At 65.7% G+C, this 13,684-nt stretch carries 13 protein-coding genes; 2 read left to right on the forward strand and 11 right to left on the reverse strand.

Translation table 11 applies throughout. The features are described 5' to 3' along the window. Positions 1-82: 82 nt before the first annotated feature. The 3 genes from H6844_18525 to H6844_18535 all read right to left on the reverse strand — a co-directional run bounded on the left by H6844_18525 (position 83) and on the right by H6844_18535 (position 3,234). Positions 83-1,369 carry a TRAP transporter large permease gene (locus H6844_18525; protein MCB9931404.1) on the reverse strand — a complete coding sequence of 429 codons (1,287 nt, stop codon included), beginning with the start codon at positions 1,367-1,369 and terminating at the stop codon, positions 83-85. A gap of 53 nt (positions 1,370-1,422) precedes the next feature. Continuing rightward, the gene (locus H6844_18530) at positions 1,423-1,929 is read right to left on the reverse strand and encodes a TRAP transporter small permease subunit (protein MCB9931405.1); all 507 of its coding nucleotides are present in this window, start codon (positions 1,927-1,929) and stop codon (positions 1,423-1,425) included. A 117-nt stretch (positions 1,930-2,046) separates the two neighbouring features. Further along, on the reverse strand, positions 2,047-3,234 hold the full coding sequence (locus tag H6844_18535) for a TRAP transporter substrate-binding protein (protein MCB9931406.1): 1,188 nt from the start codon (positions 3,232-3,234) through the stop codon (positions 2,047-2,049). Between the two features lie 460 nt (positions 3,235-3,694). On the opposite strand from H6844_18535, the gene H6844_18540 reads away from it, so the two are divergent. Continuing rightward, the gene (locus tag H6844_18540; GenBank protein ID MCB9931407.1) at positions 3,695-4,270 is read left to right on the forward strand and encodes a CoA pyrophosphatase; all 576 of its coding nucleotides are present in this window, start codon (positions 3,695-3,697) and stop codon (positions 4,268-4,270) included. A 135-nt stretch (positions 4,271-4,405) separates the two neighbouring features. Here the strand turns inward: H6844_18540 and H6844_18545 are convergent, their stop codons facing one another. From H6844_18545 to H6844_18575, 7 genes are all read right to left on the reverse strand, one after another. Continuing rightward, positions 4,406-5,638 (reverse strand): beta-lactamase family protein, encoded by a 1,233-nt coding sequence (locus H6844_18545; GenBank protein MCB9931408.1) that lies wholly within the window; start codon positions 5,636-5,638, stop codon positions 4,406-4,408. 205 nt (positions 5,639-5,843) lie between these two features. Next, positions 5,844-6,485 carry a PEP-CTERM sorting domain-containing protein gene (locus H6844_18550; GenBank protein ID MCB9931409.1) on the reverse strand — a complete coding sequence of 214 codons (642 nt, stop codon included), beginning with the start codon at positions 6,483-6,485 and terminating at the stop codon, positions 5,844-5,846. Positions 6,486-6,663: 178 nt separating this feature from the next. Beyond that, complete coding sequence (locus H6844_18555) at positions 6,664-7,509, reverse strand: DUF3445 domain-containing protein (protein ID MCB9931410.1); 846 nt, start codon at positions 7,507-7,509, stop codon at positions 6,664-6,666. Between the two features lie 61 nt (positions 7,510-7,570). Further along, positions 7,571-8,050 carry a VOC family protein gene (locus tag H6844_18560; GenBank protein MCB9931411.1) on the reverse strand — a complete coding sequence of 160 codons (480 nt, stop codon included), beginning with the start codon at positions 8,048-8,050 and terminating at the stop codon, positions 7,571-7,573. A 137-nt stretch (positions 8,051-8,187) separates the two neighbouring features. Further along, positions 8,188-9,894 (reverse strand): GMC family oxidoreductase N-terminal domain-containing protein, encoded by a 1,707-nt coding sequence (locus H6844_18565; GenBank protein MCB9931412.1) that lies wholly within the window; start codon positions 9,892-9,894, stop codon positions 8,188-8,190. Between the two features lie 86 nt (positions 9,895-9,980). Then, entirely contained in the window at positions 9,981-10,511 is a 531-nt protein-coding gene (locus H6844_18570; protein MCB9931413.1) for a VOC family protein, read from the reverse strand. Positions 10,512-10,601: 90 nt separating this feature from the next. After that, a complete protein-coding gene (locus H6844_18575) occupies positions 10,602-10,979 on the reverse strand; it encodes a pyridoxamine 5'-phosphate oxidase family protein (GenBank protein ID MCB9931414.1) in 378 nt (125 codons plus the stop codon). A gap of 230 nt (positions 10,980-11,209) precedes the next feature. Between H6844_18575 and H6844_18580 the strand changes: the two genes are divergently transcribed. Beyond that, a complete protein-coding gene (locus H6844_18580) occupies positions 11,210-12,241 on the forward strand; it encodes an amidohydrolase family protein (GenBank protein MCB9931415.1) in 1,032 nt (343 codons plus the stop codon). 257 nt (positions 12,242-12,498) lie between these two features. On the opposite strand, the gene H6844_18585 is transcribed toward H6844_18580, so the two are convergent. Beyond that, positions 12,499-13,569, reverse strand: a complete 1,071-nt coding sequence (locus H6844_18585) for an LLM class flavin-dependent oxidoreductase (protein MCB9931416.1) — start codon at positions 13,567-13,569, stop codon at positions 12,499-12,501. Positions 13,570-13,684: the final 115 nt, after the last annotated feature.

The raw sequence follows: 13,684 nt of genomic DNA on the forward strand, positions 1-13,684 counted from the left end.
CGCCGACACCGCGTCCCCAATGCAAAGGCCCCCGGTTGCGTCACCGGGGGCCTTCTTGCGTGGGAGGGCGGCGCGGCGGTCGCTATTTTGCCAACAGGACCATGCTCAGCCAGGGGAAGGCCGTGACCAGGCCCCAGACCACCATCAGCGGCAGCAGCAGCTTGAACACATGGCGGATGATCTGGTCGTAGTTGATGCCCAGCACGCCCGAGACCACGAACAGGTTCAGGCCATAGGGCGGGGTGATGAAGCCGATGGTGGTGCCGACGACGAACACCACGCCCCAGTGCACGGGATCGATGCCGATACTCTCTGCGACCGGCCCCAGGATCGGCCCCAGGATCAGCACCACGGCCACCGACTCGGTGATGGCACCGACGGCGAGGATCAGCAGCATCATGACGATGACCAGCACGGCGTAACCGTAATGAGCGCCCAGCTCACCCAGAAAATCCTGGATCGCTTCGGGCAAGCCCATAACGCTGGAAACCTGCTGGAACTGGATCGAAAATACCACCAGCGGCACCAGCAGGCCGGCGAGGCGGGCGCTGTTCAGCAGGATTCCCGGCACTTGTCGCAGCTTCAACTGACCGCCGAGGAACGGCACCGTGCCGACGATGAAGCAATAGATGGCGACGACGCCCGCGGCCTCGGTCGGGCTGAAATAGCCCCAGTAGATGCCGAGAAAGATCACGCCGATGGCGATGAAGCCGGCCCAGGCATGGGCGCCGGTGCACAGGATCTGCCGTGGCCGAAACGCGCGAATACCCGTGCCCGGCTCGATCTTGCCGGTGAGCCAGACCGCCGCGCCCATCAGGGCGAGGACCATCAGGACGCCCGGAATCATGCCGCCGACGAACAGGTCGACGCTCGGCACTTCCATGGTGACGCCGTAGATCAGGAAGATGACGCTGGGCGGGATGATGACGCCGACCGTGCCGCCAGCGGCGATGATCGCGCCCGCCAGCCCCGGCTTGACGCCGCGTTCGATCATCTCCGGCCCCAGCAACCGGCCCATGGTCGCCGCCGTCGCCGCGTTCGAGCCCGAAATCGCCGCGAACAGGCCGCACGAGAACATGGCCGTCGCTGCCGTTGCTCCCGCCATGAAGCCGACGCACGAGCGCGAGAACGCGATCAGCTTGCGGCTGATGCCGCCCTCTGTCAGGAAGTCGCCGGTGATGACGAACAGCGGCACGGCCAGGAAGATGAAGCTCTTGATTGAGTCGTTCGCGGCAATGCCCACATTCATCAGCGGAAAGTCGACGATGAAATAGGACGAGGCCATCACCCAGGTCGCCAGCACCAGGACCACCGGCGTTCCCAGGAAGAACAGCGCGACCGAAATGCCGGTGATGGTCCAGACGTCCAGCACGTCGCGCAGCCAGTCCACCAGCATTTGCAGCGTGGTGAGATCGTCCCCGCTCATCGGATGTCCTCCGCGGTAACATGGGGGCCGGTCTCGCCCCGCAGCACCCGGACCAGTTGCTGGGCGACGCGCATCATGGTGAAGGCCCAGCCCAGCGGCACGGCGATGGAGATGGCCGCCATGGGGATGTCGGTGCCGAAAATCTTCTGGTTGAAGCGCTCGTTCAACTCGACCACGTCCCAGGAAACCGCAATCACGATCAGGCCGAGGGCGAACCACAGCAGGCAGTCGAACACTTCCATGCCCTGGCGCAGGCGCGGGCCCATCCGGTCGCGCAGGGTGGTGAAGGAGAGGTGGGCGCCGGTGCGGACACCGCTCGCCATGGCGAACCAGGAGAGCCAGACGAACGCCCCCATGGCGATCTCCGGCCCCCAGGCCGCCTGCTCGCCGGTGATCATCCGTCGGATGGTCTCCAGCCCGACCACCAGAATGATGGTGAGATAGGCGGCGAGCATGACCGCCTTTTCAATGCCGGATATCAGATCGTCCAGGAACCGACCCATGCGCAGTCACTCCCATCCCCGACCGGGGTGCTGCCGCGGCCAGGGAGCTTGCGTTCATACGAATCAAAGGGGGAATCCCGGCCGGTTACGAATGCCGTCCGGGGGAAAGCAATCGGGTCAGGCCCACCATTTCTGGGCATTCAGCGGCTTGCCGCGCACTTTCTTCTCGTATTCCGAGACCGCGCCAAACACGTCGAGACCGGCCAAGGCATCCAGTTCCTTGCGGATTTCGCTATAGATTTGGCCGTTGCGCTCGACGGAGCCGCGCTCGCGGAACGTGTCCATCTCGTCTTCGGTGAGGCGGACATGGCGCATGGTGGCGCTCATCTTCACATAATCGCTGTCGGGCGCCGGGTTCGGGCCGCAGCCGGTGATGGCGTCCAGCCCCCACCCGACCTTCTCTTCCGACAACTCGCTGGCGCGCCGCGCCGCCTCGCGCACCACCTCCTGCAACCGTTCCGGCAGGCGTTCCATGCTGCGGCTGTTGATGAAGGTCGAGCCCATGCCGGGGCAGAAGTCCAGCTCCACCGCCTGGGCGGTCACCCGCGTCATGCCGAAACCGGCGGCGCTGGAGCCCCAGGTCTCCATGCCGTCGACCACGCCGGATTTCATGCCCTCCAGCGTCTCGGTCCAGGCCAGCGGCACCGGGCTCATGCCGAGCGAGGCGGCGAAATTCTGGATCATGGCGGAATTGGTGATGCGCAGCTTGCGGCCCTTGAGTTGGTCCGGGTGCCGCACCTCTGGCAGGTCGCTGTATTTCAGCCCCATGAACACGTCGCGCATCTCGTTCGAGCAGTACAGGAATTCGATGCCGTATTTCTTCTTCCAGACATCGCGGTAGACCGCGTTCATGCTGGGATCGTGCAGGAGGTTCACCAGCGAGGTGCGGTCGCGCCACAGAAACGGCCAGTCCAATGCCTGGGCGTGATAGACGACGGCGGCGGCGTTCTGCGCCGACGAACCGCCAATGTCGAGCACGCCGGCGCCGACCCGCTCAACGCACTGGTTTTCGGCGCAGGCCTGGCCCTTGTCGATGATCTGCACGGCGATCTCGCCATCGGACAGTTCCTCGATCCAGTTGGCGAAGTCGTAGACCCGGATTTGCAGATAGCCGTCGCTTTTGGGCGTCATCACCGACGGCCCGTACCGGAATTTGTATTTCGCCCTTTTGGCGGCGTGCGCGTCCCTGGCGGCGAACTGGCCCAGCACCGTGCCGGCGGTGGTGCCGGTGATCGCGGCAAACATTGCCGTCTTGGTGCCGTAGTCCTTGGTGATGCGGAGAAAATCCCGGCGGGAAAGGGGCATGGGTGGGGAACTCCCTGTTCTTCGGTTTTGGTTGGCTTGGCGGGTAGCCGACGGCTATTCGGCCGTCAGGGCGATGGGGGGCGGGCGGCTTCCGGCGCATGCTGCCCTCGGCAACGCCGCGCGAGCGCCGGTGTTGGCGGTTGGAAGCCGTCGATACTCTCGGCCATTGTCCCGATACGCGGGTTCTTGGGATACACACGGTTATGGCGGTAAGCGTCCGCAGTCATGGCGCAATTTCCTCCAGTGCCACTGCCGCGTAACGTTTGGCGCCGTTGGACAGTTTGACACGCGGGATTAAGACACAAGCCAGAGGTCGGACGCCAGAAATTTTTATCCACGCCAAAGGGTCGCCGGTTTGAAGGGCGCGGGATATAGTCTTGGGCCACGACTGAAGGATTGAGAGCTTCCGGTGTTTCACGAAACGGATTTCGACCGGCTGCGGGCCGGGATCGACCGCAATATGCGCGGTTTCACGCCGTCGGCGGCAACGGCTGACGGGCTGAAACGGGCCGCCGTCGCCATCACCGTGACGGCCGACGAGACGGGGGCGCCCGCCTTCTTTCTGACGAAGCGGGCGCCGCGCCTGAATCGCCATTCCGGGCAGTGGGCGCTGCCGGGCGGCCGCCTCGACCCGGGCGAGGATGCGATCACGGCGGCCTTGCGCGAAATGGACGAGGAAATCGGCGTGCGGCTCGAGGCTTCGGCCGTGCTGGGCCTGTTGGACGACTACCCGACCCGCTCCGGCTATTGCATCACGCCGGTGGTGGTCTGGGCCGGTCCCGGCGTCGAGGCCGTGCCGAATCCGGACGAGGTGGCCCGCCTGCACCGCATCCCGCTGGCGCATCTGGCGCCGGACGATGTGGTGGAACTGGCACCCATCCCCGACAGCGAGCACCCGCTGGTCCGCGTGCACATCGCCGAAAGCCATGTTCACGCGCCGACCGCGGCCTTGATTTACCAGTTCCGCGAGGTGGCGCTCGCCGGCCGGCACACGCCGGTCGCCCACCTGGAACAGCCGAAATGGGCCTGGCGATAGGGGGAATGCGTCACCGGGCGGCTTTCCCGGCCGAGCCCCAGGCGAGAGCCGGGACCTCATGCGGGAGGCAGGCCCGGCCGGAGGTCCCGGATCGCCGCTTTGCGCCGTCCGGGAAAGTTCGGGGTGGCGTGCGTCTCAGTCGACGATGGCCTGGTAGGTCAGTACCCGCAATTCGCGGCGCACCGGATAGGTGCTGCTCGGCATCAACTGGGTCAGGAAGACCACGGCCATGTCCTCGGCCGGATCGCACCAGAAGGCGGTGCTGGCGGCGCCGCCCCAGGCATATTCGCCGGGGGTGCCCAGAATGTGCGCCTTGGCCGGGTCCAGCATGACCGAGAATCCCAGGCCGAAGCCGATGCCATAATACGGGCTTTCGGAGAAAGTCGGCTGACCCATCTCCGCCATGTCGCCGCCCAGATGGTTGCTGGTCATCAGCTCCACGGTCTTGCGGCCCAGCAGGCGCACGCCCTCCAACTCGCCCTTGTTCAGCAGGAACTGGCAGAAGCGCAGATAGTCGTGGGCGGTCGAGACCAGACCGCCGCCGCCGCTCGCCACCGGCGGCATGGCGTTGTAGCGCGGGCTGTCCTGGGGATCGTCGATCAGGGCCAGGCCGCCATCCGGCTTGCGGGTGTAGTTGCCGGCAAACCGGTCCAGCTTGTCGGCCGGCACCCAGAAATCGGTATCGACCATGCCCAGGGGCCGGATCACCCTTTCGCGCAGGAACACGTCGAACGGCTGGCCGCTGATTTGCTGCACCAGATAGCCGAGCACGTCGGTGGCGACCGAATAGTTCCATTCCGTGCCGGGCTGGGCGATCAGCGGCGCCTGCACCAGCTTGTCGATCACCTCGTCCAGCGACTTGTTCTCGCCCCAGTTGAAGTCGATGCCGTTCGACCGGTAGAGCGCATCGACCGGGTTCGACTCCATGAAGCCATAGGTCAGGCCGGAGGTGTGCGAGAGCAGGTCGCGATAGGTGATTTCGCGGTGCGCGGGCTCGGTCGCGATGGTGCCGCGGCTGCCGCCGGTCATCACCCGCATGTGTTTGAAGCCCGGCGCATAATGGCTGATCGGGTCGTCCAGCTGGAAGTGGCCGTCCTCGTACAGCATCATGATCGCCGTCGAGGTCAGCGGCTTGGTCATCGAATAGATACGGAAAATCGTGTCGAGCGCGGCCGGCTTGCTGCGCTCGATATCCGCCTGGCCGGTGACGCCGGCATGGACGATCTCGCCCCGGCGCAGGACCGCGGTCAGGGCGCAGGGCAGTTTGCCGGAATTGACCCATTTCTCGCGCCAGGCGTCGACGCGGGCGAGCCGGTCGGTCGAAAGGCCGACGGATTCCGGGGTGGCGGTGGTGGCGATGGCTGGCATGGGCGCAGGGCTCCAGGTCGGTCGGGAAGGCGGTGCATAAGACTAAGGCCGCAGTCTAGGCCGACCGAAGCGGGCGCGCCTAGCCCCTAGTCACCGACGCGATCACGACGCAGGCCCACTCTCCCTTCGATAATGCCGGGCATACCGGACGCAAAAAAGGCGGCTCCCGAAGAAGCCGCCTCGTGCGTTGATTTGGCTGTTCGGCTCAGCGCTGGCGACGCACCAGACCGAGCACGACCAGGCCGCCGCCCAGCAGGGCGAGCGTGGCCGGAGCCGGGACCCGTGCGGAGAGGCCGGTGAACTCGAACGCGTTCGAGGAAGAAGCGAAGCGCACCTCGTCGAACGGACCCGTGAACGTGACATAGACGTTCGAGGTCGGCGGGTTCGTCGGCGCCAGCGGCGGGTTGACGTCCGTCTGATCGAACGGGCCACCGACCTGCATGCCGTTCAGGTAAAAGGTCAGGCCGTTATAGTCGTCCGGCGACCCCCAGAGGAAGCTGAGGGAGGACATTTGGCGCGAGAAGCTCAGGATGGCCGGATTGGCCGGATTGTCCGGGCCAACGGCGAAATACATGAGATCTATGGCGCCGGCCAGGGAGCTGGTGAACGTATCGCTCACCGTCTCGTCGAACGGCGAGCGGGCAATGCCCGAAATATTGCCCGAGCGGATGGTCGGCGCGGCGGACCAAGAGGCGAACGCCGGCAACGCCACCGGAGCCGCATTGGTGCTGACGTCGACCATGCTGTAATCGTTCGGCCCGCCGATGCTGGTGAGGGCAACGGCACTGGCCGCGACGGGAACCGCCATGAGGGCGATGGCCGCCAGAGGGGCAAGGATGAGTTTCATGGTGATGCCTCCAATATATAACACCACCGATTTGTATGCATTGCCTATGCCAGATCAAATACCAACATATCCTGCTAAAAAATGTATTATATTAATGTTTTATGGAGTGATAGTGTAAAGAAAGCTGACACTGTAAAAGGAGAATTTTACACATATAGCATAAATTGTCGATACTATATTAAGATGCACGCGTACACAGATACGCGACCAGCGGCCGGCGGAAAACGGCGAAGGATTTGTAAGCGTCCATCTCCGGCGCCATGGTCTGGATCGCCGTCAGCAGGCGCCGGGCACGTACCGGGTCGGCGGCAAGGGTGCCGAGCGGCGCCTGGTAGATCCGGATGCCGAAACAGATTGCCTGGCTCTCCGGCAGGCGCACCAGGGTCTGACGCTCGGAGCGGAACCAGACGCTCTGCGGCAGGTTTTCGACGGTGAACCGCGGATCGGATTCGGTGCGGCCATGACCGGTGGGTTGGAACAGCGCGCCGTCGTCCAGCAGCGACCAGTTGATCCGCCAGACCGGCTTGTCGGCTTTTAAATGCTGGAGAAAGCGATCGACCTGCCGCGCCATGCGCTCGGCATAGAGCGGCACCGGCGCGTGGATCGCCGCCATGGGCCGGCCCAGCTTGTCGGCCAGACGCCAGCGGCTGGGAAAGCAGAGGCTGGCGGCCGTCAGACAATAGGGCTCGCCCGGCGCCGGCGATTGCATCAGGCACAAATCCTCCTGCACCAGCCGGCCGGCGGTCAGCAGGGGCGGGGCGTCGCCATCCAGGCGGACGCTGCGGTCGGGGCCGATGCGCAGCGAGTCGCCATCGCGGCCATAGAGGGCGGGAAACCGGCGGGGCAGGTGCTCGACCAGGCGGGCCAGCACCTCCGCCTGCGCCGCTTCGCTGCCGGGCAGGGCGGCAAATACCTCGTCCCGGCGCTCCGCCAGCAGGCGTTCCTTTTCGGCCAGATGGGCCTCCAGGTCGTCGTCCGGCGCGATCCAGTCGGCAGGATCGAGCGGACGCAGGGCCATGGCCATGCGCCACGGCCCATCCTCAATCGGAAACAGGGGAGCGATCGGCCGCGGCATGGGCGCGGAATCAGGCGGATTTGGCAGCCTGCCAGTCCTTCAGAATGTCATGGGCACGGGCGTAGTCGCGCGGGCTCTCGCCCTTCTTGGCCGACAGCTCGATGACATAGCCGTTCGGGTCGCGAAAATAGATCGAGTCGATGAAGTGATGGTCGGAGATGCCGCGCGTTTCGATGCCGGCGGCCTTGCCCTTTTCGAACATGGCCTTCAGGTGATCGGGCTCCACCTCCAGGGCGATGTGCAGGTCGAAATCGTGCTGCTGCCTGAACTCGAACGGCCGGTCCGGCGCTTCGAAAAAGGCCAGGAACGAGCCGTCGCCCATCTCGTAGAAAGTGTGCAGCACGTCGGTCTTGCGGCCGGTCTGGGTGGTCCTGATCGGCAGTGCCTCCGCCAGTTTCAGGCCAAGGAAATCCTCGTAGAAGCGGCGGGTTTCCTCGGAATCCCGGCAACGATAGGCGTTGTGGTGCAGGCCTTTGATGGCGATGGACATCGCGTGGTTTCCTTCGGCTGGGTCAAGGCGATGGACTGCCCCTCAGATAGGGTTCCCCAGGATGATCGCAATCGGCCCGGCCGCAAAGGACTTCTGCATCGGCCTTCCCGGACGGGTAGCGTCGCCGCGGTGCCGGTTCACTCGCCCGCCAGGATGTGATCGGCGATTTTCTCGGCGGTCATCAGTGTGGGGCCGTTGGTGTTGGCGCAGGGCACGCTCGGCATGATCGAGGCGTCGCAGACCCTGAGGCCGGCCACGCCCCGCACCCGGCCGGTGCCGGTGGTCACCGCCATCGGGTCGTCGTCGGCGCCCATCCGGTTGGTGCAGGAGGCGTGCCAGATGCCGTGGACGTTGTCGCGAATGAACCCTTCCAGCACATCCTCGCTGTTCATCAGGTCGTCGACGGTCGGTCCTTCGGCAATCACGTTCCGGATCAGGTAGTCGCGCACGCTCTTGTTCGAGTCCATGGCCCAACCGGCCATCCGGGTGAGCACCTTGTTTTTGGTCGTCACCTGGGCGAAGGCGCGCACACGGTCGGAATAGGCGGCCGGAAACGGGGTTTCGATCACGCCGTGCAATGCCGGATGGCGATAGATGGTGATGGCTCTTCGGTAGGCGTCCATCATCCGCTCGAGGTCGCGGCGGTCGCTGCACAGGTCGAAGTCGACGACCGGCTCGTCGCGATAGTCGCGGGTCGCCAGTTTCACCTCGCCGGTGGAATAGGACTTGTAGACGCTCATCAGCAGCGAGCCGAGGCGCCAGCCGACCTGGTGCCAGGTGCTCTTGGCGATCTGGATCAGGAACATGTCGCCGGGCGGCGCCTCGCCGATGCCGGAGGAATAGCGCAAGCCGACATGAATGTGACGCTTGATCCGTTCCGGCTGCCGGTACCGGTCGTGCAGGAAGCCGGCCAGGCCGAGGGCCGGGTGTTCCATCAGGTGCTGGCCGACGCCCGGCAGGGCATGGCGCACCGCAATGCCCATCTCGCGCAGATGGCCCTCCGGCCCGATGCCGTTCCGCATCAGGTGGGCGGGGGAATGGATGGCGCCGCAGCAGAGAATGACCTCTCTGGCGTTGAAGGTCTGGCTCTGGCCCTTGTGCACGGCCCGCACGCCGGTGGCCTTCAGGCCGTCGAACAGGATTTCCGCGACCATGGTCTCCGACTGGATGGTCAGGTTCGGGCGCTGCCGCGTCGCCGGGTCCAGATAGCCGATGGCGGCAGAGACGCGACGGTCATAGATGTTGGAGATGGTGATGGGGAAATAGCCGTCTTTCCATTCGCCGTTCTGGTCGGCGCGGTATTCGAACCCCAGTTGCTTGAAGGCCTCGGCAACCGCGTGCGCGTGGCCGGGCCAGTCCTCCTGGAACAGCCGGCGGACGGGGATGCGGCCGGTCTGGCCGTGATACTCGCCGCCGAAATCCATGTCGCGTTCCAGCTTCTTGAAGTAAGGGAAGCATCGCTCCCAACTCCAGCCCGCGGCGCCCTGGCGGCCCCAGTCGTCATAGTCGTTCGGCGAGCCGCGGTTCAGCAACTGGCCGTTGATCGAGGAACCGCCGCCCATGACGCGCGCCTGCTCGTATTTGCGCAGCGGCGGCCGCGGCGCCTCCGGCCGGTTGTGCTCGCGGGCGCGGGTGGTGACCTGCAACTGGTTCCAGTGAAAGCGCGGGTCGAAATAAACCGTGCCGGGATAGCTGTTGTGCACCTCCGGCGGGATGTTGCCGTGCGGCGTATCGATCCCGGCTTCCAGCAGCAGCACCTTGTTGGCGCCTTTGGCCGACAGCCGATGCGCGAGCACCGAGCCGGCGGACCCGCCGCCGACAATGACATAGTCGAATTCGGTCATAAGTGGCTGACATCCCTGCACCGTGCTTTGTCGCCAAAGCGTATCACGCCGATGGCGACGCCCGGAAGAGGGCAGGGAAGGGCCACTCAGTGCGGTCGGATATCGTTGTTGACGCTGCGCTCGCCCGACAGCCATTCGCGCAGATAGCGATGGGCGTTGGGCGAGTGCTCCGCATAGATGCGCTGGAAATCCGGGTGATCGACCGTGAATTCCAGGCGCAGATTGTTCGGGTCGTTGCAATAGAGCGAGACGCAATAGCCGTGGTCGGTCAGCCGGGTCGCATAGCCGGCGGCGTCCAGCCGGGCCTTGATCGCGGCCTGGGTCTCCGCATCGCATTCCAGCGCCAGATGGCCGGGCGATTTCAGCTCCGGCGGGTGTTCGTCCTGGTCGTCCCACTGGAAAAAGACGACGGCACCGCCATCGCCGATTTCGAAGAAGGTGTGGCAGTATTCGCGGCCGTCGGGCGATTTTTCCTTCCAGCAGGCGGTCATCGGCAGGCCGATGATTTCCTCGTAAAACTGACGGGTGGCTTCCTGGTCCTTGGTCACCCAGGCCGCATGATGCAGGCGGCGGGGGCGTTGCAGGGCGGCGCGGGAGCGGGCGGTTTCCTGGGTCATCGGGGCCTCCTTGGCTGAGACCCCGTCACCCTAGCAGCCGCGCCCGCACCGCGCACGCGTCTCGCCCGGGCTGCTCGCCCGGTCGGCTCGTCAGCCGGCGCGGCGGATCGGCTTGCAATCGGCGGTGCAGGGGCCTTCCCGCTCCTCGTCCCGCGGGCCGGCGCGGTGGAACACCGACTTGGTCAGGGTGATTTGCGCCATCGCATCATCGCCCCGCGGCGGCGCCGGCCGGGCCGTGCCATTGAGGATCAGCGCATAGCCGCCCGGCTCCCGCGGCGGCCAGAACAGCGAGACATTGGGCTGGGTCGCGATATTCCGGCCGGCGCTCCGCCCCAGCACGCAGGTGACGGTCTCGCCGTCCAGGTCGACGCGGACGCTGCTGGTGTGCGGGCCGGTTTCGCTGACGGTCAGCAGATAGGCCTCGCGGCCATACTGGGAAATGGCGTCTGCCAATCGGGTTTCGGACATCGCTCGTTCCTCCGATGGGTCTGGGAATGGCGGGCAGCTTGCGTTGTTAAAGTGGAATGTAACATATGGATTAAATCCGAGGGGATTCCATGCCGGTCGGCCCGCTGCGGCGGGAAATCGCGGCGGTCGCGGAATGCAGCGTGGAATGCGACGCCGAACGGTGGGTCTTGCCGTCCGGTGTGGCGGCGCACATCATGCGACCAAACCGACATATGAGGAGCCGCCCCGCCATGGCCGAGAAGACATCCGGCGCCAATATGGGCCACACCGCACCGGACGATGCCTGGCTTGCCAAGCTTCAGGAAGATATTCTGGAGCCCGACCTGCCGATCATCGACCCGCACCACCATTTGTGGATGCGCAACGGCTACCGCTACCTGATCCCCGAATTCATGGAGGACGCCGCCAGCGGCCACAACATCGTCTCGACCGTGTTCGCCGAGTGCCATTCCATGTACCGGCCGGACGGGCCGGAGGCGGAAAGGCCGCTGGGCGAGACCGAGTTCATCGTCGGTTGTGCGGCGATGGCGGCCAGTGGCGCCTTCGGTCCGGCACGCGCCTGTGCCGCCATGTTCGGCCGGGTGGAGATGACCCTGGGCGCCGCGGTGCGGCCGCTGCTGGAGCGCCACCTCGAACGCTCCGCCGGCCGGTTCAAGGGCGTGCGCTATTCCACCGGCTGGGATGCGAACGAGCGCATCCCCAATGTCGCCCCGGCCCGGCACATGCTGATCGACCCGGCGGTGGTGGAGGCGGCCGGTGTGCTGGCGGACATGAACCTTACCCTGGATGTCTGGCTCTATCATCCGCAATTGGCGGATGTCGCGGCCCTGGCGGACAAGCTGCCCAATCTCGCCATCGTGCTGAACCATGTCGGCAGCCCGATCCTGGGCGGCCCCTATCGCGACAAGGGCGAGGAAGTGTTTCGCGACTGGCAGCAGGGCATTGCCGATCTGGGCCAGAGGGCGAACGTCTATTGCAAGCTGGGGGCGCTGCCGATCCGCATGCCCGGCTCGACCGCTGATCGCTCTTTGCCGCCGGGATCGGAGGAGATTGCGGCGGCGTGGGGGCCGTGGATGCGCGCCTGCATCGACGCCTTCGGCCCGGCCCGTTGCATGTTCGAGAGCAATTTCCCAGTGCAGAAGCGCTGGTCCAGCTACCAGACCACCTGGAATGCCTTCAAGCGCATGGCGGCCGATGCCTCTGCCGCCGAAAAGGCCGACCTGTTCGCCGGCGCCGCAACGCGCGCCTATCGCCTGGGGTAGAGGGCGGAGGGCCTTGGACCCGCGGCGCCAGCGGTCCAGGCGCCGCCCGCGCCACCCGTTCCACCCCGCCCCGTGCTTGACACAGGGTCCATGCCTGAGAATCCCTCACAAACTCCCGGCTCTGCGGGATGCGCTCAGGCATGGCCTCCCGCCTTCGCGGGAGAAGGGGGTGACGAGATGGCGGAGGGCCAACAACGCTCCGCGGCCTCCCGCCTTCGCGGGAAAAGGGAGAGGGCAGAGGCCGAAGCCCGGCGGCCTCAGACCCGGCTCATCACCTGGCGGGCGAAATCCTCGGCGAAGCGCCACTTGCCTTGGGTGCCGGCGGCCCACATGATCTCCTGCAGGCCCTGGCGCTCCAAGTCCTGCACCTGCTCCACCAGGTCATCGGCCACGCCGACCAGGCAGGTGGCGCGGATCAGGTCGGCGGTGATCAACTCCGCCTCGCCGGGATGCAGATAGGTGTAGTGGAATTCGTGCGTGCGCAGATGACGCAGTTCCGGGGCGGTGTCCTCGACCAGGGCGCAATAGGGCTTCCAGATCGGCTTCAGGAAATCCAGCACCTCGACGCCGCGCTCGTGCACCTCGTCATAGAAATAATAGACGCTGGCCATCACGTTCGGGCCGATCAGCGCCTTGATGCGGTCGCTGTCCACGGCCTCGCCGGGCTGTAGCAAAGCGATGTTGGTGAGGGCGCAGTTGCGGAAGTCCGCGCCGATGCTGCGGCCGACGCTGGCCGCCCCCTGCCGCACATGGCCCAGCGCTTCCGGCACGGCGACGCCGCGGGGCGGAATGGCGAAGACCAGACCGTCGCCGAACTCGCCCGCCAGCCCCATGGCCCGCGGCCCGAAGCCCGAGACATAGAGCGGGATTTTCGGCTCCAGATTCATAAAGCCGGTCTCGTCGTGCATCAGCAGTTTCACCGGCTTGGTGACGCCATTGTGGGTGTAGTCCAGCGTCTCGCCCCGCAGCAGGCCCGAGAGCGCACGCAGATACTCGCGATAGGCGGCAATCCGCATGGGGCGCTGGCCCATGGTGCGCATGGCGGTGTTGCCGGTGCCGATGCCGATATGGATGCGGCCCGGCGCGATGCGGTTGAGTGTCGCCGCGGCGGCGGCATGCACGGGCGCAATACGGGTGCCGGTGATGGCCGTGCCGGTGCCGAGTTGCAGGCGCGAGGTCTGCCGTGCCGCCAGGGCGAGGACGGCATAGCAGTCCGAAAACAGCATCTGGCTGTCGGTCACCCAGACCGCGTGATAGCCGAGCGCTTCTACATGATTGAAAAAGCCGATTTCGTCGATATTCGCCATGACGCAGATGCTGAATTTCATGCGCGCGGTTCCTCTGCGGGCTTCGGGGCGATGGGCGCTTCAGTATAAGGGGGTGTCCGGCCGGAGCCATCCCTGCATGCGCAGATGTCGGAGGTGGACCAATCGCCGGCTAGGT

It is taken from the genome of Alphaproteobacteria bacterium (genome assembly GCA_020638555.1).
Lineage (GTDB): Bacteria > Pseudomonadota > Alphaproteobacteria > Bin95 > Bin95 > JACKII01.